Below are 20,088 nucleotides of genomic sequence, written 5' to 3'. Positions count from 1 at the left end.
CTTCGAGATTTGCGGGGTCAGCTGTCTGTTGGTGTTGCGAGCACCTTCAGGCAGCGCCAAAGTTTTCGAGTTCTGTGGGACAACCGCTCGGGTCGAACGGCTTAATGGATGAGTGTATTGGTACAAAAGCTCCCTGTCAAGCGTAGAGAGGCGGGGGCATTGCTAATGAAGATTTTCTTAAAGTATCTGAACAACACCTCTTAAAAAGCCTATTATGCCGATCAAGATCTGCATAAGTCCCTATGCGAGGTAGTTATCATGACTTCGCTCTATGTTACACCCCGTTTTGGGGAGATAGCCCGATTAAAATCTGCATAACACTTCACCTTAAGCAAATATACAAATATTTTTCAGCATAACGGTCCCTCGTTGATATTCAACCTAAGATCTGGCTAAGCACCCTGATCAGGTATGTTTTGCAGAGCGCAAAGACAAAAATCAGGCTGAGCGCAAGTTTGCCTTCTGAGTTATTTGTTGTGGTTTTGCTATGAAATCATCTACTAATACGATATGTCTAGGGTAAAGAAACTTTCAGGGGAAAATATAAGACTATAAGTTTTGAGATTGTACTAAAAATCCTTAGAAAGGGCATTAATTGTTCAAGGGATAGGCTTCAAACTCTTTCTAATGATCAAAAAAAGCAGAGAGCGGGAATGATTTATGAATGCAGATAAAAGAAATGAATTTCAAAACTCGCTTGACAGAGATAGTATTAATCAGCTTCACGCGGCTCTCTTACAGGTTAGTCAAACTTGCTATGATATCAAAAAACTATGTGCCACGATTATTGGTTCGGTTGTTGCAGGAGTTGTAGGATTAGCTCAGGTTCAACCAGATGTAAGAGTCGAATATTCCTTTTTCCTTATCGGTGCAGCTATTAGTAGTTTTTTCTGGTTTTTGGATGGACAGAACTACTTGTTGCAGAGAAAAATACGTTTGCGAATGAAAGAGCTTGCAAATAATATTGCTGAGAGAAGTGGCTTTGTTAACCTTGTCGATGGCATAGGTATGCCAATTGCTAGAAGAAGTAAACAAGATAACCTATTGTTACAGTCTGCATTCAATCATTCAATGGTCTTTTATTACTTGCTGACTTCTATTTTTATTACTCTTGCTCTATTGCAGATCTTTGGAGTTCTGCCAACAATCGTTCTCAAAAAGACATCTTGATGAGGATATTTATTAGTTATACCCTAAGAGATGACTTTTTAAGTATTGGAGATCTCCAACGCTTTGAATATTTTTTCTTGAACTTTGGAGAGCCATACATAGATATTTTGCATAATAAAAGCCCAAATCCTCAAGAATATGTAATTAGCAATTTAAAGCAGTCGGAAACCTTCTGTGCTTTAATTACACCTAAATACTTTGAGTCCAATTGGGTTCGATTGGAGTTGGATATGGCAATTCAAATGAGTATACCTATCATTGCAATCGTTCTCGATTGGAAGACTAACACTTCAATGCAGCGAACGGCTGGGACTGGCTTGGAGAAAGTTGCATAGTTTGTCTTGTGCCGATTATTTTTACCGTGATATCAACTCTTTTCTAGATATCAACTCTTGTCTAAAGGAAACGCAGCATGGAGCAATTCACTGGCGGTTGCCTGTGCGGCAACGTCCGGCTTGTGGCAACAGGGCTGCCATACCGGGTTGGCCTCTGTCACTGCCTCGACTGCCGCAAGCATCATGGCGCCCTGTTCTACGCTGCCGCGATCTTCCCTCAGGATGCCGTAACCATCAGTGGCGAAACCAGCGACTACAACGGGCGATTCTTCTGCCCTCGCTGCGGCTCATCCGTTTTCGGGCGCACCGACGACGAAATTGAAGTGCACCTGGGCTGCCTGGATGCTCCTGACCAACTGATGCCAACCTACGAAAACTGGACCATCCGTCGCGAGTCGTGGCTGCCGCCGTTTCCGCTGGCAAAGCGGTATGAGCGCGATCGCAATGCCACGACTCGCTTTGAAGAGTAGGTCCCATCTTCAAAGGCACCAGCGATAGTAATCAAGCTACTTTCATGCAGCCTATAATCAATGCAGTAGAGCGGCTTTGGTGCAGAGGTATGATCGCGATCGCGCCTATAAAGTCTTTACCAGATGGCTCAGTGGCAACTATCCCAATGAGTTGGGCAGAGTACCAGCAACTGGCTGCGAGCCGAGGTGCCCATAGTACTCCGCGTCTCAAATTTGCTAACGGATACCTGACTCTCAAGATGCCAACCTTTGAGCACGGCCAGCTAGACGCCATTGTTGCTGATCTAATTGTGGCTATCCTCAACCAGCAGCTGCGCGATTACGTGCGAACGACACCCGTCACTCTGCAAATTCCTGAACAGGCAGGCATCGAACCCGACCACTGTTTTTGGCTCAGCAATTGGGCCGCTGTGAGCGGCAAAAGCCGAATTGACTTGACTACTGATCCACCACCCGATATTGCAGTTGAAGTAGATGTGACTAACTTCACTAATATCGCAGATTACGAGCTTTTTAAGGTTCCTGAAGTATGGCTAATTCGAGGGGATGTTTTAGCAATCTTTGTCGTAACGTCTGAGGGATATATTCAAACAGAGTCTAGCCAGTTTTTCCCTGATCTTACGATACCGAAACTCTACCAGCAGGTGATTACAGCCGTTGCCGAAGGTGCTAGTCCTCCTAGAGCAATTCGATCGAGCATCTGAACTGCAAGACCTACGGATACAAAACGCCACCTATACACCTCTAAACGCGATCGCAACACCACGAGTCGCTTTGAAGATTAGATGGCGTGATCAGATCTGAGATCTTTGCAGAGGGAACGGGTACCCTCTGTGAGTTGGCTCAACCTCTTTGCTAGATCGAGACATCTACTTGCTTATAGGAGAAAATCCTGTGAAATGTCCTGTTTGTAAAACTGCATCTCTCAAGTATGTTAGTCTTGAGTCTCAAATAGAATCATCTCAATGCTCAAATTGTGATGGTCATTGGATTTCAGCATCCAGTTATTGGAATTGGCTGGATGAACACGGAGAGAGATTACCAGAAAAGGAGCCAGATTCGACGCCCATTGAGATTTCTGACGTGCAGAGAGCAAAGTTATGCCCCGAATGCCGTCGTATCATGTTGCGATACAAGGTAGGTCATGGCACAACTTTTGGCCTGGATCAATGTGGTAGCTGTCAAGGATTTTGGTTTGATAAAAATGAATGGGAAGCCCTGAAAGAACGCAATCTTCATGATGAAGTTCATCTCATTTTCTCAGCCCCCTGGCAATCTGAAGTTCGCAAAGGTCAGGCGCGTCAATTCCTCGACTCGATGTATACTGAGCGTTTCGAGGGCGACTATGAAAGGCTTAAACAACTTAAAGAGTGGATCGGTAGTCATCCAGAGAAAGAGTTAATTTTAGATTACTTGGCTAATCCAGAACCTTACTCAAAAGGGGCACCCAGCAGTGCAATTAAGTGATTGTGTGTTGTACTGATCCGTTCCGAATTGACTTTTCCAGCGTTAAGACAGCTTTCGTGGGGTTGTTTACTGATTAGATCTGAGATCTCCGCAGAGGGGACGGGTGCCTTCTGTAGGTTGACCCCGGCCTTCTGCTACGCAGCAAAGGCACCCGTCCCCTAGTCAAGCATCCTCGACGAAATGGTGCCTTCTTCTGGTTGGCCCCAGCTCTTTGCCATACAGCAAAGGCACCCGTCCCCCATCGAGGTCAAAGTTTTGACGATCATCTGGCACAGGAGCTATCGGCATCCCAAGCGCCATTGGCCAGAATGGAAGCGCTAATTTCTCACAGAGATTTCGCTGATGTTCCGTTCTCTTATATCGGCCCTGCCCACGGCTCTGGTGGTATTTCGCTTTTTGGCTGGCCCTTACCTGCTGCTCGACGCCTGGCACGGCCAGCCCGGTGCCGGGTTTGTGCCGGTGTTTGTGCTGGCGGTGCTGTCCGATATTTTTGATGGCATCATTGCCCGGCGGCTAAAGGTGGTCAGCTCCTTTTTGCGAGAGGCCGACAGCCGGGCTGACCTGTGTCTCTATCTATGCGTTTTGGCCAGCATCTGGCGCGTGTTTCCCGATGTGGTCGTGGGTTTTGCCCTCCCCCTGGGGATTACAGCCCTCTCTCAACTGCTGCAGTGGGCGTCTTCCCTGATCAAGTATGGTCGGTTGGCCAGCTACCACAGCTATTCGGCCAAAATCTGGGGGCTTTCTCTGGCGATCGCAACAGTAGCCCTATTTGGCTTTGGCTATGCTGGCGTCACTTTTTGGGCCACCCTGGCGATCGGCACTCTGCACAATTTAGAAGAAGTCGCCATGACGTTGATTTTGCCCCAGTGGACTTTCGATGTCGTCACCATTCAGAAGGCGCTGCAAATTCGGGCCAGCAGTGCGGCTACCAGTAGCACCGGAGCGATGCCCTGAGTCAGGCTTGCCGATCAGATCAGGCATTGATGGTTCTGATGACATCATGCTTGACTGGCCTGCTTGCTCAGTCGGTGAACAAAGGCCGCAGTAGGTCAGCGATGCCTGGCTTTTTCACGGCACTCAGCTCCTTATCCGCCCTATTTGAGAACCTGGAGGGCGGCAGTAATGCCGAAGAGTTTGTTCAATGGTTTCCTGAAGGGACCATTCAGCAGCTACGAGCCGTTCTTGAGCAGGTAGATTGTCGTGTTGAATACGACAAGTTGGCCATACATCAGGCGATCGCCGGACTTAGTTGAATCGGCAGTCAATGGTGCGATCGCTGGGCAAATGAGTTTTGGGCAAGGAGCGTGACATGCGCCATAGCGTGTAGCTGCCCCGCTATGCTTAGGGAAGCAGCAATCTTTTGACCGATCTCTGCGATGGTACAGTCCCCGCCCAAGCCAATCACCCTGGAGGAGTTTCTGCAACTGCCAGAGACCAAGCCTGCCAGCGAATACTTTGACGGGCAAATCATTCCAAAACCCATCTCCCCAAGCAGCAGCCCGAAGTCTTTGACGAGCCTGATCAATCTCTGCCTGTCCCAGCCTTTGCCCAAGGGCTTAGCCTTACAGTAGGCTCTGTTTTCAACTGGCTGCTCGAATAGCCCACCCCTGCCCTGCCGGCGGGGACTGCTTCGGTAAGATTTTTGCCTTTCTTCCCCACCTCCCCTGTCATCTCCATCTCCTCATCCCCTTCCCTATGCTCGACCCTCGCATTCCCGCTGGCCCGCTGAACCAAAAATGGAGCGACTTTAAAGACCACTGTCGTTTGGTTAGCCCCAAAAACAAAGCCAAGCACACCATTCTGGTCGTCGGTACTGGGCTGGCCGGGGCCTCGGCGGCGGCGACCCTGGCCGAACTGGGCTACAACGTCAAAAGCTTCTGCATTCAAGACTCGCCCCGCCGCGCCCACAGCATTGCCGCCCAGGGGGGCATCAACGCCACCAAGAACTACCCCAACGATGGCGACAGCGTGTGGCGACTGTTCTACGACACCATCAAAGGCGGCGACTACCGATCCCGTGAGGCCAATGTGCACCGGCTGGCGGAGATCAGCAGCGGCATTATCGACCAGTGCGTGGCCCAGGGGGTGCCCTTTGCGCGGGAGTACGGCGGCCTGCTCGACAACCGTTCCTTTGGCGGGGCGCAGGTGTCGCGCACCTTCTACGCCAAGGGGCAGACTGGGCAGCAGCTGCTGCTTGGGGCCTACAGCGCCATGATGCGCATGGTGCAGGCAGGCAAGATCGAGGTCTACTCGCGGCGCGAAATGCTGGAGCTTGTAGTCGTGGACGGCAAAGCGCGGGGCATTGTCGTCCGCAACCTGGTGACGGGGGAACTGGAGCGCTACGCCGGGGATGCGGTGCTGCTGTGCAGCGGCGGCTACGGCAATGTCTACTACCTCTCGACCAATGCGAAAAACTCCAACGTGACGGCAGCCTGGCGCTGCCATCGGCGCGGGGCCTACTTTGCCAACCCCTGCTATACGCAGATTCACCCCACCTGCATTCCGGTGTCGGGCGACTACCAGTCGAAGCTGACCCTGATGAGCGAGGGCCTGCGCAACGACGGGCGGGTGTGGGTGCCGTTGAGGGCTGGGGATACTCGCCGTCCCGGAGACATCCCCGACGACGAGCGCGACTATTACCTGGAGACTCGCTATCCCGCCTTTGGCAACCTGGTGCCCAGGGACGTGGCCTCGCGCAATGCCAAGGCGATGACCGATGAGGGGCGCGGCGTGGGTGAAACAGGGCTGTCGGTGTATTTGGATTTTCGGGATGCGATCGCCGCTCAAGGCCGCGACACCATTGCCGCCCGCTACGGCAACCTGTTCGATATGTACCAGCGGATCTCGGGCGAAAATCCCTACGAAACCCCCATGCGCATCTACCCCGCTGTCCACTACACCATGGGCGGCCTGTGGGTCGACTACCACCTGATGAGCACGATTCCGGGGCTGTTTGTGCTGGGCGAGGCCAACTTCTCCGACCACGGCGCGAATCGGCTGGGGGCCAGCGCCCTGATGCAGGGTCTGGCGGATGGCTACTTTGTGATTCCCTACACGTTGGGCGACTACATTGCCGGGCAGTCTCTGCCCACCGTGAGCACCGACGACGATGCCTTTGGAGAAGCCGAGGCCAGCGCCAAGGCCCGCATTACCAAGCTGCTGAGCATTGGGGGCAGCAAAACGGTAATGGAGTTTCACCGCGAGCTTGGCCGCATTGTGTGGGATCACGTCGGCATGGCGCGGAACCGGGAGGGGCTGGAGAGCGCGATCGCCCAAATTCAAGACCTGCGCACCGAATTCTGGCAAAACCTCAAGATCCCCGGCGAGGCCAACACCCTGAACAAAAACTTGGAGTTTGCCGGGCGCGTTGCCGACTTCGTTGACCTGGCCGAACTAATGGCGCGGGACGCTCTGCAACGAGAAGAATCCTGCGGCGGCCACTTTCGCGAAGAGTACCAAACCCCTGACGGCGAGGCCAAACGCGACGACGAGCACTTTGCTTTTGTGGCAGCTTGGGAATATGCGGGGGAAGGGCGGATGCCCCAGCTACACCGCGAAAACCTCGATTTTGAGAATGTGCAACTCACCCAGCGCAGCTATAAGTAAAATCTAATTATAAGGAAAAATAAGTGACGATCATAAAAATGTGAAATGAGCGTTCAATAAAGCTTTGGAATACAAGTCTTGAGAGTACGATAGATGATCAACAGCATTGAACTCAAAAACTTTGGGCCGATCCATAAACTCAATTGTCAAAATCTAGGCAATATCAACCTAATTATCGGCGGAAATGGAGCAGGAAAGACTATTCTTCTCAAAGCTCTTTATAGCGCAATGAAAACCTTGGAAGAATACAAACGTGGTAATGAACCTCGTAATGCTAGAGAAATACTTGCTGATAAACTTTACTGGACTTTTGAGACAGAGAAAATTGGCGATCTTGTTACTAAGGGCGCAGACGATTCTCTTTCCTTTAAACTTGAGTTTAATAGTGCAGATTTTTGCTACGACTTTGGAAAAGACACAACAAAAGTTATTCAAACTCTTGAGAATCATATTCCTCCCAGAGATAGTAATTCAATTTTTTTCCCGACAAAAGAAGTACTTTCTTTATACAACGTAATTCTAGGATCTCGTGAGTTGGATAAGACATTTGGCTTTGACGACACATATCTAGACTTGGCAAGAGCTTTACGCCAGCCTCCTCAACAAGGAAATAATTATCGAGAGTTTGCTGCTTCCCGCAAGAGTTTACATGAAATCTTGGATGGCAAAGTTGAATACGATGAAAAGATAAGTCGTTGGCAATTCAAAAAAGGTAACCAGAAATTCTCGATTGGCGTAACAGCAGAAGGTATCAAGAAAATTTCTATTCTTGATACCCTTTTAGGAAATCGATATATAGATCCAAAATCAATAATTTTTATTGATGAACCAGAGTCAGCTCTGCATCCAGTCGCAATATCAAAATTCCTGGATATTATAAGCTTACTGGCTCAATGTGGTATCCAGTTTTTTATGGCAAGTCATTCTTATTTCGTTGTTAAAAAGCTTTTTCTTATCTCTCAAAAGGAAGATCCACTCTCTGTCGTAATACTTTCTTCAAAGGATGGATCTTGGAATGTAGACAATCTGAAAGAGGGAATGCCAGATAACCCTATTATTGATGAGTCAATCAGGTTATATAAGGAAGAAGTGAGGCTCGCATTAGAATGATGATCGAGCCAATTTTTGAGTCTGGAATGTCATTTGGCCCTTATCCGCCTGGTCACTGTTTTTATATTGAAAAAAGTAGAACTTACTTAGCTATTCAAAATGGAATAAAGATTGCGGAGTTTTTGATTCTAGCCGTAAGGGATAAACCTAAAATATGGATTATTGAAGCAAAATCAAGTTCTCCACGTCCTGAAACTAGTCCAGGCTTTGACAAATTTCTTCAGGAGATCGCTGATAAGCTTTCTAATTCGCTAAATCTTTATGTAGCAGTTTATTTGAAAAGACATTCCTCAACATGCAACGAACTTCCAAGTCCTTTTCAAGCACTTGATCTTGATCAAGTCGAATTTCGTCTAATACTAGTTATAAAAAACCACCAAATGGATTGGTTGCCGCCGTTGCAAGATGAACTTAGGAAAAAGCTCAAAGTGACAGTAAAAATTTGGGATTTGGTGCCTACTTCGGTCCTAGTCTTGAATGAGGATTTAGCAAGGGAAAGTCAGATTTTGACGTTCTGTGATGAATAATTTTGCATTATGCAGACTTGGGGATTTGAAGCATTTGCTGCGCTTTTATATTTAGAGATCCTAGCTGAGGCGAACTAAGAAAATTTTCACCGCGAAACATCGCCGCTTCGCAATACACCCCATCTCCCAGTTCTAGAACTAAAATAGTAGCTGTCTGCGGATCTACAATCCAGTATTCGGGAATGCCCAAATTTTGGTACTGGCCGCGCTTGGCTATATAGTCTCGGTTGTGCTGCACTTTTCCTGGGCCAACAATCTCAACCACCAGCATCGGCGGCCCCATCGAAATCCGTAGCGTGTTGCGTCGATTCAGCTGCTCAACCTGCTCTTTATAGATGACCGTGAGGTCTGGATAGCGGTTTCTCGGCTCACCACGCATCTCAAGCTCTAGGCCATGTCCTCTAAGGCGACGATGGCCTACTATAGGCAGCAATAGTGCAAAAAGGAAGTTTGCTGTTTCAACGTTGAACCCAGATTCTGGCGGTACCTCGATCAGTTCTCCGTTGAATAACTCATAGAGATTATTTGTCCCGTCGTCGTAGGCCAGATAGTCTTCACAGCTCTGAAACCGTTGATTGAGCTGAACCATAGTGCAGACTGAACAATGGGAGATCGGCGAGCCGTACGGGAATGAGTCTATTTTAGGTGCTGAGACTACGCATTATCGATCTGCACCAGTGGGCAAGGGCAGCTAGGGGCGGGAGCCTTTGGATAGCAGTAGCGTCCGTAGCTTTTGCCAGGGCCGATCCCTCCTTGGCCCCACCAGAACCCCATAGCGAGGGCTAAGCAAAAACGACAGGCTAAACAGCGCCGACACCACCATTACGATCGCTGGCCCGGAGGGCAGGTTGACGTAGTAGCTCAGGTACATGCCGCTGATGCTGGAGAAGACACCAATCGCGGCTCCCAATAGCATCACCTGGTGCAGGCGCGGCACTAGCAGGTAGGCCGTGGCCCCCGGCGCAATCAGCAGCGATAGCACCAGGATTACGCCTACCACCTTCATGCTGGCCACCACAGTCAGGGCAATCAGCACCATCAGTCCCGCGTTAAGCAGTCCCACCGGCAGACCACTGGCCTGGGCACCAAGGGGGTCAAAACTGTAGAACAGCAGCTCTTTATAGAGCAGGGCGACGGCTACCAGCACTAAAACGGCAATAATAGCCGTATCGCGCACATCTCCGGCAGTAACGCCCAGAATATTGCCGAACAAAAAGTGGTTGAGATCGATTTTGTTGTCTTTCTGGATGGTGGTAATCAGCGTAATACCGAGGGCGAAGAAGGCCGAGAACACAATGCCCATGGCGGCGTCTTCTTTGATCGGCGATCGCGTGTGAATCCAGGCGATGATCACCGTGCTGATCACCCCGGCAATAAAGGCCCCGACAAAAATATTCACCCCCAGCCAGAAGGCGATCGCCAGCCCCGGCAGCACCGAGTGGCTAATCGCATCGCCCAGCAGGGCCAGCCGCTGCACCATCAGGTAGCTGCCCACCACCGAGCAGATGATGCCCACCATGATTGCCACCGCCAGCGATCGCTGCATAAAGGCAAACTGCAGCGGCTCAAAGAACCAGTCCAGCACCGCTAGCTCAGGCGACATGGCCAAAGAAGCCCACGTGTCCGCCGTAGGCGCGGGTCATATTGTCGCGGGTGAGCACCCGGTCGCGGGGGCCAGCGGCAATCAACTCCTTATTGAGCAAAATCAGCTGGTCAAAGTGGGTAATCGACTCGCCCAAGTCGTGGTTGACCACCATGACAATGCTGCCAGCCGCCGCCAGCTCTTGAAAAATTTTGAACAACACGGCTTCGGTCTTCTGATCCACCCCGACAAACGGTTCGTCAAAAAAGAAGATCTCCGCCTGCTGGGCCAGGGCGCGGGCCAGAAACACCCGCTGCTGCTGCCCGCCTGAGAGGGCACCAATGGGGCGATCGCGAAACTCCAGCATGCCGACTCTCTCTAGAGCCTCCGTGGCTAGCCGTCGACTCACCGCCGAAAAGCGATTGAACCAGCCGGTTTTTTTCACCCGGCCCATCATCACCACATCCCACACGGTGGCGGGAAAAGTCCAGTCAATCTGCGATCGCTGGGGTACGTAGGCGACGCGATCGAGCTGGCGGGCCAGGGTCCCTTCGCCGTAGGAAACCCGGCCTGTCACCACCGGCATCAGCCCCAGCATGGCCTTAATCAGAGTACTTTTACCCGCGCCGTTGGGACCAAAGATGCCTACCACCTTACCAGGCTGCACGGTAAGGCGGATGTTCCTCAGCGCCTGCACATCTCGGTAGTTAACGGTTAGATGGTCAACGGTGATGCAGGGAGTAGGGGCCATACCAATCTCTCCAACCCCGGCTGAGCTGGGGCAAGGCAAAAAATGAAATGATTATGAAATGTATTATATCGTAAAAATGAAACGATTATGAAATGCACTTATGCAATGGATGAATCCCGTCCCGCGGCACGGCAGACTAGCGATTGCGATGCTGGTCGCAGGGCTAAGCTTAGCCAGCTGCACCCCGGCCGACAGCGGGGCAGAATCCTCGGGTGGGGATGACACTCGTCCGGCAGTGGTTGCGACCAGCACCCTAATCGCCGACTGGGCTGCCGAGGTGGGCGGCGATCACATTGCCCTGACCGGCATTTTGCAGCCCGGTGCCGACCCCCATGTCTACGAGCCGGTGCCCGCCGACAGCATTGCCTTCGAGCAGGCCGACTTGATTCTCTACAACGGCTACAATCTAGAGCCCAATCTCATTCGTCTGCTCAACGCCGCTGGGGTCAATGCCCAACGGGCTGCCATTGGCGAAGTCGTGCCCCCCCTCGATCTAGAAACGGGCACGAGCACCGTACCCGATCCCCACGTGTGGGGCGACGTCAGCAACGCAGTGCCCATGGTTGAAGCTATTCGCGATCAGCTAATTGAACTGGCCCCCGACCAGGAGGCTCTGTTCACCCAAAACGCTGCCGCCTACATTGCCGAACTCAACCAGCTAGACGCCTGGATTGAGGCTCAAACCGCCACCATTCCCCCCGACCAGCGGCAGCTCGTGACCACCCACGACGCCTTTCAGTACTACGCTAGCGCCTACGGCCTCAGCGTAATTGGTACCCTCATTGGTCTCAGCACCGAAGAGCAGCCCAGTGCCCGCACCGTTCAGGAACTGGTGACATCGATTCAAACGCTAGGGGTACCTGCCATTTTTGCCGAAACCACCATTAATCCCCAGCTGATTACCACGGTGGCGAGTGAAGCAGGGGTTCCGCTGGCCCCAACTCAGCTGTATTCCGACTCGATTGGTGCGCCGGGCAGCGACGGTGACACCTACCTGAAAATGATGGCCGCTAACACTAGGGCGATCGTCGAGAATCTCGGTGGTACAGTCTCAGAAACCGAATTTTAGGGTGCTGGGGCGCTGGGCGGTAAGCCTTCCAGCACCACCAGAGCCTCAATCACCTTTTTCACCAGGGGGGCGGCCACGGTAGAGCCGTAGGCATCATCGCCCTGGGGTTCGTCAATTACGGCCAGCACCACGTAGCGGGGTGCATCGACGGGCAAGATACCCACAAAGCTGGTGACCCGCCCTTTCCCGTAGCCGCCTCCAGGAGCTGCTTTCTGGGCGGTGCCGGTTTTGCCCCCGATGCGGTAGCCTGGCAATTGAGCTGGTTTGCCCGTGCCGTTGTCGACCACAGCTTCCATCATGGTGAGCACCTGCTGGGTCGTTTGGGGCGAGAAAATGGATGTGGGCTGGGGCAAAGGCGGTGTCCAAACCTCGCTGCCATCGCTGGCAACCATGGCGCTTACCACATGGGGCGTTACCAGCTTGCCGCCGTTGGCCAGGGTAGACAGCAGTTGCAGCATTTTAATGGGCGATACTGAAAAGCCCTGGCCAAAGGCAGTCGTTGCCGACTCGACCCGGCTTTTGACAAACTGTTCGCGAGGTTTCATTTGCCCAACGGCCTCGGCGGGCAGGTCGATACCGGTGAGTCTTTCAAGACCAAGGCGCTGGAGCCAGTTGAAGTAGTCGCTGGCGGGCATTTTCTGCATGATATGCACCATGCCCACGTTGCTGGAGTACCTCAGCACATCGGTGATCGAAATCGGCCCCCGTCCACCGACGGTGGCGTAGTCGTGGTTGCGAATTTTCCACTTGCCAAACTGCATTTGGCCGCTGTCGTTGACCATGTCGTCGGGGGTGATAACCCCGGCCTGTAGCGCGATCGCAACATTGATCGGCTTAAAGGTTGACCCTGGCTCGTAGAGATCGCTAACGGCCCAGCTGCGCAAGTCGCTGAGATTGGCCTTGTAGTACTGGTTTGGGTCATAGGTGGGCACGCTGGCCAAAGCTAGCATTTCGCCGTTGCGAGCATCCATCACCATAACGGTGCCTCGCTTGGCGTGGTGGCGCTCAACTACGGTTTGTAACTCCTGCTGCGCAGTGCGCTGAAGCCTGCTGTCGAGGGTGAGTTGCAAACTTACCGTGCCCGCTGGCCAGGCGGCTGGCGGGGTGTTATCGGGAGCCTTACCTGAGGCCTGGGGCTTTTCCCAGAGTGCCTCCTCGGGTGGGCCATAGATCTCTGGTGTGCTGGCATCTGGCTGAAGGGACTTTTCCGCTGAGGCTTCCCTGTTCGCCGATGCTTCCTTAGGAGGAGTTAAGGCCAGCTGATCCTGGTATGCAATTTCCAACCCCGCCTGGGGTTGTCCATCAAAATTCACAAATCCCACGATCGGCGCAAACAGCTGCTGCTGAGGATAGAAACGCTGCTGCTGGGGTTGCAGTTCTAGCCCGTCGAGGCGCAGGGCGCGAATGTGGTCGGCGGTTGCTTCAGGCAGTCCGTCAACCACGCGAATGCCCGTGGACTGGCGGCTAAATTGGTCCATTAGCTCAGACTCAGGTGTTTCTACCAGAGGGCTGAGGGCGGCGGCTACCTCCTGCTGGGGGTGGTTAAACAGCCGGGGGTGGGCGTAGAGCGTGTACACGACTCGGTCGACCGCCAGCACGTTGCCCTGGCGATCGATAATTGAGTGGCGCACCTCGCGCTGCACGGGCGATGAAAGCCTTTGCTGCTGAGCCATACTGGCCAGACTGCTGCCCTGGGTTAGCTGTAGCCAGGCCAATCGCCCGGCGATCGCTACTAGCGAAAGCACTAGCAACCCCCACACCAGCAATACTCGCACCCGATTGGCCGCCGGATTAAACGCGATGACAATCGGTGGGCGAGTTCGTTTGCGGCGGCGACGGCGACGGGCAGAGTAGACAGAGCTAGCCATGGATAGGTAAAAGAGCGAATAAACGTCGGGCTAGCGCTTAGTACCCTAGCGGTACATCCACCTTAGGCAGGGCAATTCGCCCCATCACGGATTGGGTAACCGGGTGAGATAGAGTAACCGCCGCCGACTGTGGCGTGGGCTTTAGGAAAATGACATTGCCAGGCTGGGGAGGCTGAAACCCTAGCTCGCTGCTTTCGACCTGCTTGGCCAGATGGTTTTTAAGGACTTCGTTAGCGGTGGTAAGCTGCTGCTCGCTGCGCTGTAGATGGTGGAGCCGCTGCTTTGACTGGTTGAGCTGGCGGTTGACATAGACCGAGGCGCCATAGCTCACCAGGGTAAGGGCTACAAACGACACGGCCAACGCCGATGAGACCAGGTGCAGTTGAGACAGCCGCTTTACCCCTGGTCCAGGAGCATTTATCCCTGGCGCCGTGGGCAGCACTGCGGGGGGAGAAACCCTGGGCCTGGTCTCTGCGGGTAAAGCGGCGGCACGCTGGCTTAGGGTCGCCGCTGCCCCCTGCCGAGACGGCACGGGGCGAGGCACATAGGATTTCAGAGCAGCGGACATAGATGACCCACACCAGTATGAAACTGAAGTCAGGATACTGCATTCTGAAAAATTTGGGCTATAAGCTCGGCAAAACGCCCTGCTAAGCTACAAAATCATCTATAGCTTGGTGCCACACTCCGAGCAGAAGTTGCTGGTTGAAGCATTGTGGTGCCCGCAGCTCACACAGGGGGCGATGCCGTTGTCAGTGCCAATGCCATGCACCTCTGGTAGGCCAATCATTTGGTGGTTGCCCTTGCCAGGGGCAACCATGGGATAGCAGTTTTCGTCGCGGCGCACGCGCACGTCTAGCAGTACAGGACCGCTATGGGCCAGCATTTCGGCTACGGCTGGGCGGAGCCGATCGCGATCGCGCACCACCATACCTTTAATCCCGTAGGCCTGGGCCAGCAGCTCAAAGTCGGGCATGCCCACTTCCATATTGGAGGAAGAATAGCGCTCGCCGTGGAAAGCCTGCTGCCACTGGCGCACCATGCCCTGCCAGCCGTTGTTGACAATCACGGTTTTCACCGGAATGCCGTACTGGGCCAGGGTGCCGAGTTCCTGCAAGTTCATCTGAAAGCTGGCATCGCCGCTGATGCAAATGACGGTTTCTTGGGGGAGTGCGACCTGCACCCCCATCGCTGCCGGCATGCCAAAGCCCATGGTGCCTAAACCAGCGCTGGAGATCCACTGGCGAGGACCGTTCTTTAAAAACTGAGCTGACCACATCTGGTGCTGCCCTACATCGGTGGTGAAGTAGGCATGGGGGGCCTGGGTGGCGAGCTCGTGAATAACTTCCTGGGGCGACAGAACGTCGGGATAGGTGGGTACAACCAGCGGATAGTCGCGCTTCCAGCGATCGATGCGATCGCGCCAGGCCGCCGTCTGATTGGGGGGCGGCAGCTGGTTCTCTTCCTCCAGGCGGTTGAGCAGATGAGTCAGCACCTGCTTGATATCACCTACGATGGGCACCTGGGGAGTTCGGTTTTTGCCCACCTCGGCGGGGTCAATGTCAATGTGAATCACCTGGGCGCGGGAGGCAAACTCGTCGAGCTTGCCGGTGACGCGATCGTCAAAGCGGGCCCCCGCCGCAATGAGCAGGTCGCACTCGCTGACGGCAAAGTTGGCGTAAGCGGTGCCATGCATGCCCAACATACCCAGGGCCAGGGGGTGGTGCTCATCAAAAGCCCCCTTACCCATCAGCGTCGTGGTCACCGGAATTTGAAAATATTCCGCCAGCCGCCGAATCTCCTCGTGGGCACCAGCGGTAATGGCGCCGCCTCCCACATACAGCAGCGGGCGCTCACTCTGGCGCAGCAGCCGGAGGGCGGGGTTGACCTGGCGCGCATTGCCTTTGATGGTGGGTCTGTATCCAGGTAAAGTGACCTGCCCAGGCTCCACAGGCACATAGTCAAATTCCGCTAGACCAATGTCTTTGGGAATATCAATCAGGACTGGGCCGGGTCGGCCGGTCTGGGCAATGTAGAACGCCTCCGCCACCATGCGGGGAATTTGGTCGGGGGTGCGGGCTACGTAGGAATGCTTGACCAGGGGCAGGGTAATGCCAAAAATATCGGTTTCCTGAAACGCATCGCTGCCGATCGCATGGCTGGGCACCTGGCCCGTGATCACCACCATCGGCACCGAGTCCATCTGCGCGGTGGCAATGCCAGTGACCAGGTTGGTAGCGCCGGGGCCAGAGGTGCCAAAGCAGACGCCCACTTTCCCGGTTGCTCGGGCATAGCCGTCAGCCGCGTGGGCACCCCCCTGCTCGTGGCGCACCAGAATGTGGCTGATGCCCCCTGCGGCCTCAGCCCGATACAGCTCGTCATAGATGGGCAAAATCGCCCCACCGGGATACCCAAAAATATGCTCTACTCCATGCCGTCTGAGGCTGTCGATCAGAGCAAAGGCACCGGAGGCGCGGCGCACAAGAACACTGTTAGGAGCGGCAACGGGAGTTGTCATGGCGGCGAGTGCTTGGGTTGGGCTAGGGCTAGAGTGCATTGCTTAAGAAGAAAATAAATTGCGAACATTTTCTCCCTCAGGCCACACGGGCGGTAAACAGGCTTACCGCCGCTGCTTTACAGGAATGATGCTTTTAAATGCTGTTAAATGAGAAACATTTCCCCTCATATTAGCAGCAGAGGCCGGGGTCTTTATGGCTAGAGGGACTACTTTAGGCCCCTCGTTATGGGCTGTTGATATTCAGGCTGTCGCGCTGGCTCTGATAGAGGGCGATCGCCTCTCGCGATCGCTGGCAGAGAAAGTTGGCCGCGCTCAGTCGCTGGCGGCCCTTGCCCGGCCCCACAGCCCAACCGCTTGCAGTTGACAACTGCTGCCAAAACTCCAGGTGTGACACCGCTGGATCGGCGTAGAAGTCGGTGTCGCCAGCCCCCAGCCAGCGAGAGGTGCAGTGGGTGGTGTAATCGTGGCTCAGTCTGTAGGTGGGCACCGCCGGGTCGCGGGGCACTCCCCAACCATCCACCATAAACAGAGCCAGCACCGGCCCCCGATGGCGCTGCCAGTGGGCTGCCAGTGCCATCGCTCCGACGCAACCGGCACTAAAGGCCCAGATAACGAGCACCGGGGCTGTCCCCTCCTTGGCGGGAACGGCCAGAGAAGCTTCGATCCCTTGCCGCAGAGCAAAGGGCGAGAGGATTTCTAGGCCATACGCAGAGGGGGCTGCGTAGACCACTCGACTGATTGTGCTCAGCGTCTCGTCCTCAGCAATAGTCCTCAAGACATGTTCTGTATAGCTGGGCGGATGCATGCCGCCACAGACGAGTAAAACGATCTGCTGCAATCCGACCCCCACTCCTTACTCGGCCAAGTTTAGGGCTAGCTCCGCCCAATGTTACGCATTGTATATAGCCAGGAGACTAGCACTCCTGCCAGAAACAACAACGGTTGAGAAACGATTCACTTTACGTAGTTTTCATAATCTTCTGGAAGAGAAAAATAATTATTTTCTAAAACTTAGATAAGGCCATCGCCATTGAAGCGCATATATAGGGAATACCTGATGGAGGTGGGACATGTTTCGCTTCAGCGCTTTAGAAACTTTCAAATTCCTGCCAGACTCCTGGCTCTGGCTATTACCTCAGATAGATGCCGGAGCTGATTAGATCCGGCCTAGAAAACTAATCTCTAACTTTTTGCCCTGCTTGCAGGTCTTTCTCCGCTTGTTTAGTTTGATCCCTGGCTAAAGAATTAGCAATTTACCCTTGACCTTAACGCCGAACACTCCTGGAGTTTAATTCTGATGACTCAAACAATTGTCAATCTAACTTTACCGATCGTGACAGATAAGATCGATGATATTTTGGCGGCTTATCCGCTCTACGAATATCGTCAGGTTTTTGCTGTTCCTGAACTGCGCCAAAAGCTAACGGCCTATGTCTTGGCCCGGCTGCCGGTGGTGTACGTCACGATGGACAGCGGTGCCGCCTCTGACATGGCGGTAACTGGGCACTGCTACTCGTCTGACCAGCACGACCAAATTAAGCAGTTGATTCACCAGGGTATTGATGCTCTGCTGGGTCGGCCTGAAATCTGGCAGCGCCGCACAACTACCGAGCTGGTAGAAGCTGAGCCCATTCCATCTAGCTGGTTTGGTTAAGTGATGGCCGGGTTTCCGTTCGGTTCTACCCATAGCTCAATTTTGGCTGAGGGCGTAGTCTCGTAATAGACGTTGGGTTGTCTTTAACAGACAACCTGCTGACTGAGGTCAAGTGCCGCAGTTGGCCTATCGCAGAGACAGGTGACCCTTTGGTGCAGCAGTTTCTACCTCTCAGTCCATTGCTTGATCAGCCGCCGTCCTCTGCGGTGGCCGGGGCGAGGGATCGCTATTGGGAGCATGGGGCTATCCATGGCTTGCCTGGGGATAGCTCTAGCGGGTTACATCAGGCTCATATGCAGGCCGAGCAGGAATGGCTGGGTGGTCTTACGGCCTTAATTAAGCTGCTAATTGAGCTTCCGCCCGGCGCGCACTCGGAGCTAGATGTGCCAGAGAATCCTGGGCAGATACCGCTGATGGGTGGAGTCCTGTCGGGGCCGTTCCCGGTGCTGCCCGATCGCCTGATGGGGCAGCGACTTTCGCACTGGCTGCTGGTACCGGAACCGCTAGAGCAAATTCTTGCAGTGACGCGTCCCCTATTGCCTGGGCAGGGCAAGGGGAAAGCTCCAGGCTCTGCTTCCGATCTACAGATGGTGCCCTTACCCACCAATGACCCCCTGGTGGGCGAGCGATTTTGTCTACTGCTGACTCGTCGCTTTAGCCTGCTGCTGGTTTTGGGCTATGCCGCCAGTGGGCTGCCTCAGTTTCAGTTTTCCTTTGACCCCGAGGTAGTGGGCCAGGGCTGGCGGCAGCTGCGCGATCGCGTCTCCGCCACCCGCTCGCCCCTAGTGCCTGAGCTAGATCGTCTATACGATCAGTTTTCCCCCGTTGTTCCCGACTATCGCTTGGTGACGCGATACAGCCAGCTGCTTCTGGCCCAGCTGCGCCAGCGATCGCAGATTGTGACAGGGACCGGCAGCGAAGAACAGCAGGCCCCTGGGGCCACCCCGGCCCTGGCCCTGCCCGCTCGCCCTATTCTGGCCGCGTTTCAGACCGACCCCAGCCCCCACGTCGAGGCTGGCGTTAGCAGTGCCGCTTTTGAAGGGCCAGAACCCGCCTCAACGCCTCCAGATAGCCCGGACACCGAGCTACTGAAGGCGATGGCCCACGAAATTCGCACGCCGCTGACGACCATTCGCACCCTGACGCGATCGCTGCTGAAGCGCAAAGACATTGGCGATGAGGTAGCCAAGCGGCTGCGCCTGATCGATCGCGAATGCACCCAGCAGATCGATCGCTTTAGCCTAATATTCCGGGCCGTGGAGCTGGAGACAGACCGCGCTCCGAGGCCGCGATCGCCGCTGTCGGCCATTTCCCTAAACCAGCTTTTCGACGATGCCACTCCTCGCTGGCAGCAGCAGGCCAGCCGCCGCAACCTCAGCCTGACGGTTAACGTGCCCCCCTGCCTGCCCATGGTCAACAGCGACCCGGCCATGCTGACTCAGGTGCTGACCGGGCTGATTGACCGTTTCACCCACAGCCTGCCTCCCTACAGCCACATCGAGCTGGCGGTGACCCTGGCCGGGCATCAGCTCAAGCTTCAGTTTCAGTCGCAGCCCCCCGAGGGCAGCGCCCAGTCTCACCCGGAACACGATCCTTTCGCGTCGCCCTTTAAAGCGCTGGGGCAACTACTGATGTTTCAGCCTGAAACTGGCGGCCTCAGCCTCAACCTAAACGCCACAAAGAATCTGTTTCAGGCCCTGGGCGGAAAGCTGATCGTACGGCAGCGCCCCCAGGCCGGGGAAGTCTTGACCGTGTTTTTGCCCCTAGAGACTAAAACGCTTTAGGGCGCAGATGCGGCACGACTTTTGGGCTAGAAACGCCTGCGGGCGGAATTTTTGTAGAGCCGGTGATCCGTAGATCCGCGTAGATAACGGCGGCGATCGCCAGGCTGAGCGGCGTAGGTCTAGGGGTTTTTCGCTAAACCGCCGATTTAATGGCCTGAAACCGCGATTTCTTCGGAG

Annotated in this window: 19 protein-coding genes and 1 pseudogene; 13 read left to right on the top strand and 7 right to left on the bottom strand. The window is 54.2% G+C overall.

Translation table 11 applies throughout. The features are described 5' to 3' along the window. Positions 1 to 660: 660 nt before the first annotated feature. From LEPTO7104_RS0113310 to LEPTO7104_RS38245, 10 genes and pseudogenes are all read left to right on the top strand, one after another. Positions 661 to 1,170 carry a hypothetical protein gene (locus tag LEPTO7104_RS0113310; RefSeq protein ID WP_017299077.1) on the top strand — a complete coding sequence of 170 codons (510 nt, stop codon included), beginning with the start codon at positions 661 to 663 and terminating at the stop codon, positions 1,168 to 1,170. After that, the gene (locus LEPTO7104_RS0113305; RefSeq protein ID WP_017299076.1) at positions 1,170 to 1,505 is read left to right on the top strand and encodes a TIR domain-containing protein; all 336 of its coding nucleotides are present in this window, start codon (positions 1,170 to 1,172) and stop codon (positions 1,503 to 1,505) included. The genes LEPTO7104_RS0113310 and LEPTO7104_RS0113305 overlap by 1 nt, the downstream gene beginning before the upstream one ends. Positions 1,506 to 1,582: 77 nt before the next feature. Next, positions 1,583 to 1,975, top strand: a complete 393-nt coding sequence (locus LEPTO7104_RS0113300; RefSeq protein ID WP_017299075.1) for a GFA family protein — start codon at positions 1,583 to 1,585, stop codon at positions 1,973 to 1,975. Between the two features lie 89 nt (positions 1,976 to 2,064). Next, positions 2,065 to 2,679, top strand: coding sequence for a Uma2 family endonuclease (locus LEPTO7104_RS0113295; protein WP_026072665.1), 615 nt, complete (start codon positions 2,065 to 2,067; stop codon positions 2,677 to 2,679). Between the two features lie 190 nt (positions 2,680 to 2,869). Then, positions 2,870 to 3,442 (top strand): TFIIB-type zinc ribbon-containing protein, encoded by a 573-nt coding sequence (locus tag LEPTO7104_RS38250; protein ID WP_196358111.1) that lies wholly within the window; start codon positions 2,870 to 2,872, stop codon positions 3,440 to 3,442. A gap of 342 nt (positions 3,443 to 3,784) precedes the next feature. Then, a complete protein-coding gene (locus tag LEPTO7104_RS0113285) occupies positions 3,785 to 4,396 on the top strand; it encodes a CDP-alcohol phosphatidyltransferase family protein (protein WP_017299072.1) in 612 nt (203 codons plus the stop codon). Positions 4,397 to 4,818: 422 nt separating this feature from the next. Then, a pseudogene (locus LEPTO7104_RS43600) lies at positions 4,819 to 4,926 on the top strand (Uma2 family endonuclease); the annotation flags it as partial. Positions 4,927 to 5,137: 211 nt separating this feature from the next. After that, positions 5,138 to 7,048, top strand: a complete 1,911-nt coding sequence (locus LEPTO7104_RS0113270; RefSeq protein ID WP_017299069.1) for a fumarate reductase/succinate dehydrogenase flavoprotein subunit — start codon at positions 5,138 to 5,140, stop codon at positions 7,046 to 7,048. A 93-nt stretch (positions 7,049 to 7,141) separates the two neighbouring features. Continuing rightward, the gene (locus LEPTO7104_RS0113265; protein WP_017299068.1) at positions 7,142 to 8,158 is read left to right on the top strand and encodes an ATP-binding protein; all 1,017 of its coding nucleotides are present in this window, start codon (positions 7,142 to 7,144) and stop codon (positions 8,156 to 8,158) included. Next, positions 8,158 to 8,685 carry a hypothetical protein gene (locus tag LEPTO7104_RS38245; protein WP_225886978.1) on the top strand — a complete coding sequence of 176 codons (528 nt, stop codon included), beginning with the start codon at positions 8,158 to 8,160 and terminating at the stop codon, positions 8,683 to 8,685. Before LEPTO7104_RS0113265 ends, LEPTO7104_RS38245 begins: the two co-directional genes overlap by 1 nt. A gap of 7 nt (positions 8,686 to 8,692) precedes the next feature. Here LEPTO7104_RS38245 and LEPTO7104_RS0113260 read toward each other — a convergent pair whose 3' ends face one another. From LEPTO7104_RS0113260 to LEPTO7104_RS0113250, 3 genes are all read right to left on the bottom strand, one after another. Beyond that, the gene (locus tag LEPTO7104_RS0113260) at positions 8,693 to 9,274 is read right to left on the bottom strand and encodes a Uma2 family endonuclease (protein WP_017299067.1); all 582 of its coding nucleotides are present in this window, start codon (positions 9,272 to 9,274) and stop codon (positions 8,693 to 8,695) included. A gap of 102 nt (positions 9,275 to 9,376) precedes the next feature. Further along, positions 9,377 to 10,288: a metal ABC transporter permease gene (locus LEPTO7104_RS0113255; protein WP_017299066.1), complete on the bottom strand. Its 912-nt coding sequence runs from the start codon at positions 10,286 to 10,288 to the stop codon at positions 9,377 to 9,379. Further along, positions 10,278 to 11,018, bottom strand: coding sequence for a metal ABC transporter ATP-binding protein (locus tag LEPTO7104_RS0113250; RefSeq protein WP_017299065.1), 741 nt, complete (start codon positions 11,016 to 11,018; stop codon positions 10,278 to 10,280). The genes LEPTO7104_RS0113255 and LEPTO7104_RS0113250 overlap by 11 nt, the downstream gene beginning before the upstream one ends. A gap of 148 nt (positions 11,019 to 11,166) precedes the next feature. On the opposite strand from LEPTO7104_RS0113250, the gene LEPTO7104_RS0113245 reads away from it, so the two are divergent. After that, positions 11,167 to 12,087: a metal ABC transporter solute-binding protein, Zn/Mn family gene (locus LEPTO7104_RS0113245; RefSeq protein WP_017299064.1), complete on the top strand. Its 921-nt coding sequence runs from the start codon at positions 11,167 to 11,169 to the stop codon at positions 12,085 to 12,087. Here LEPTO7104_RS0113245 and LEPTO7104_RS0113240 read toward each other — a convergent pair. The 4 genes from LEPTO7104_RS0113240 to LEPTO7104_RS33760 form a co-directional block, all read right to left on the bottom strand. Continuing rightward, positions 12,084 to 13,955: a peptidoglycan D,D-transpeptidase FtsI family protein gene (locus LEPTO7104_RS0113240; protein WP_017299063.1), complete on the bottom strand. Its 1,872-nt coding sequence runs from the start codon at positions 13,953 to 13,955 to the stop codon at positions 12,084 to 12,086. The genes LEPTO7104_RS0113245 and LEPTO7104_RS0113240 overlap by 4 nt on opposite strands. 37 nt (positions 13,956 to 13,992) lie before the next feature. Continuing rightward, positions 13,993 to 14,523, bottom strand: a complete 531-nt coding sequence (locus LEPTO7104_RS40080; RefSeq protein ID WP_155523627.1) for a hypothetical protein — start codon at positions 14,521 to 14,523, stop codon at positions 13,993 to 13,995. Between the two features lie 99 nt (positions 14,524 to 14,622). Next, positions 14,623 to 16,473, bottom strand: a complete 1,851-nt coding sequence (ilvB, locus tag LEPTO7104_RS0113230; RefSeq protein WP_225886977.1) for a biosynthetic-type acetolactate synthase large subunit — start codon at positions 16,471 to 16,473, stop codon at positions 14,623 to 14,625. Positions 16,474 to 16,696: 223 nt separating this feature from the next. Next, on the bottom strand, positions 16,697 to 17,311 hold the full coding sequence (locus LEPTO7104_RS33760) for a hypothetical protein (protein WP_155523626.1): 615 nt from the start codon (positions 17,309 to 17,311) through the stop codon (positions 16,697 to 16,699). A gap of 459 nt (positions 17,312 to 17,770) precedes the next feature. Between LEPTO7104_RS33760 and LEPTO7104_RS33755 the strand changes: the two genes are divergently transcribed. Together LEPTO7104_RS33755 and LEPTO7104_RS33750 are read left to right on the top strand one after the other, a co-directional pair. Continuing rightward, positions 17,771 to 18,127 (top strand): late competence development ComFB family protein, encoded by a 357-nt coding sequence (locus tag LEPTO7104_RS33755; RefSeq protein WP_017299059.1) that lies wholly within the window; start codon positions 17,771 to 17,773, stop codon positions 18,125 to 18,127. A gap of 152 nt (positions 18,128 to 18,279) precedes the next feature. After that, positions 18,280 to 19,911, top strand: a complete 1,632-nt coding sequence (locus tag LEPTO7104_RS33750) for a sensor histidine kinase (protein ID WP_225887090.1) — start codon at positions 18,280 to 18,282, stop codon at positions 19,909 to 19,911. Positions 19,912 to 20,088 lie beyond the last annotated feature (177 nt).

Source organism: Nodosilinea nodulosa PCC 7104, assembly GCF_000309385.1.
Taxonomy (GTDB): Bacteria; Cyanobacteriota; Cyanobacteriia; order Phormidesmidales; family Phormidesmidaceae; genus Nodosilinea; species Nodosilinea nodulosa.
Note: the sequence above shows the minus strand (reverse complement) of the source record. Positions and strands in the feature narration are given on the sequence as shown.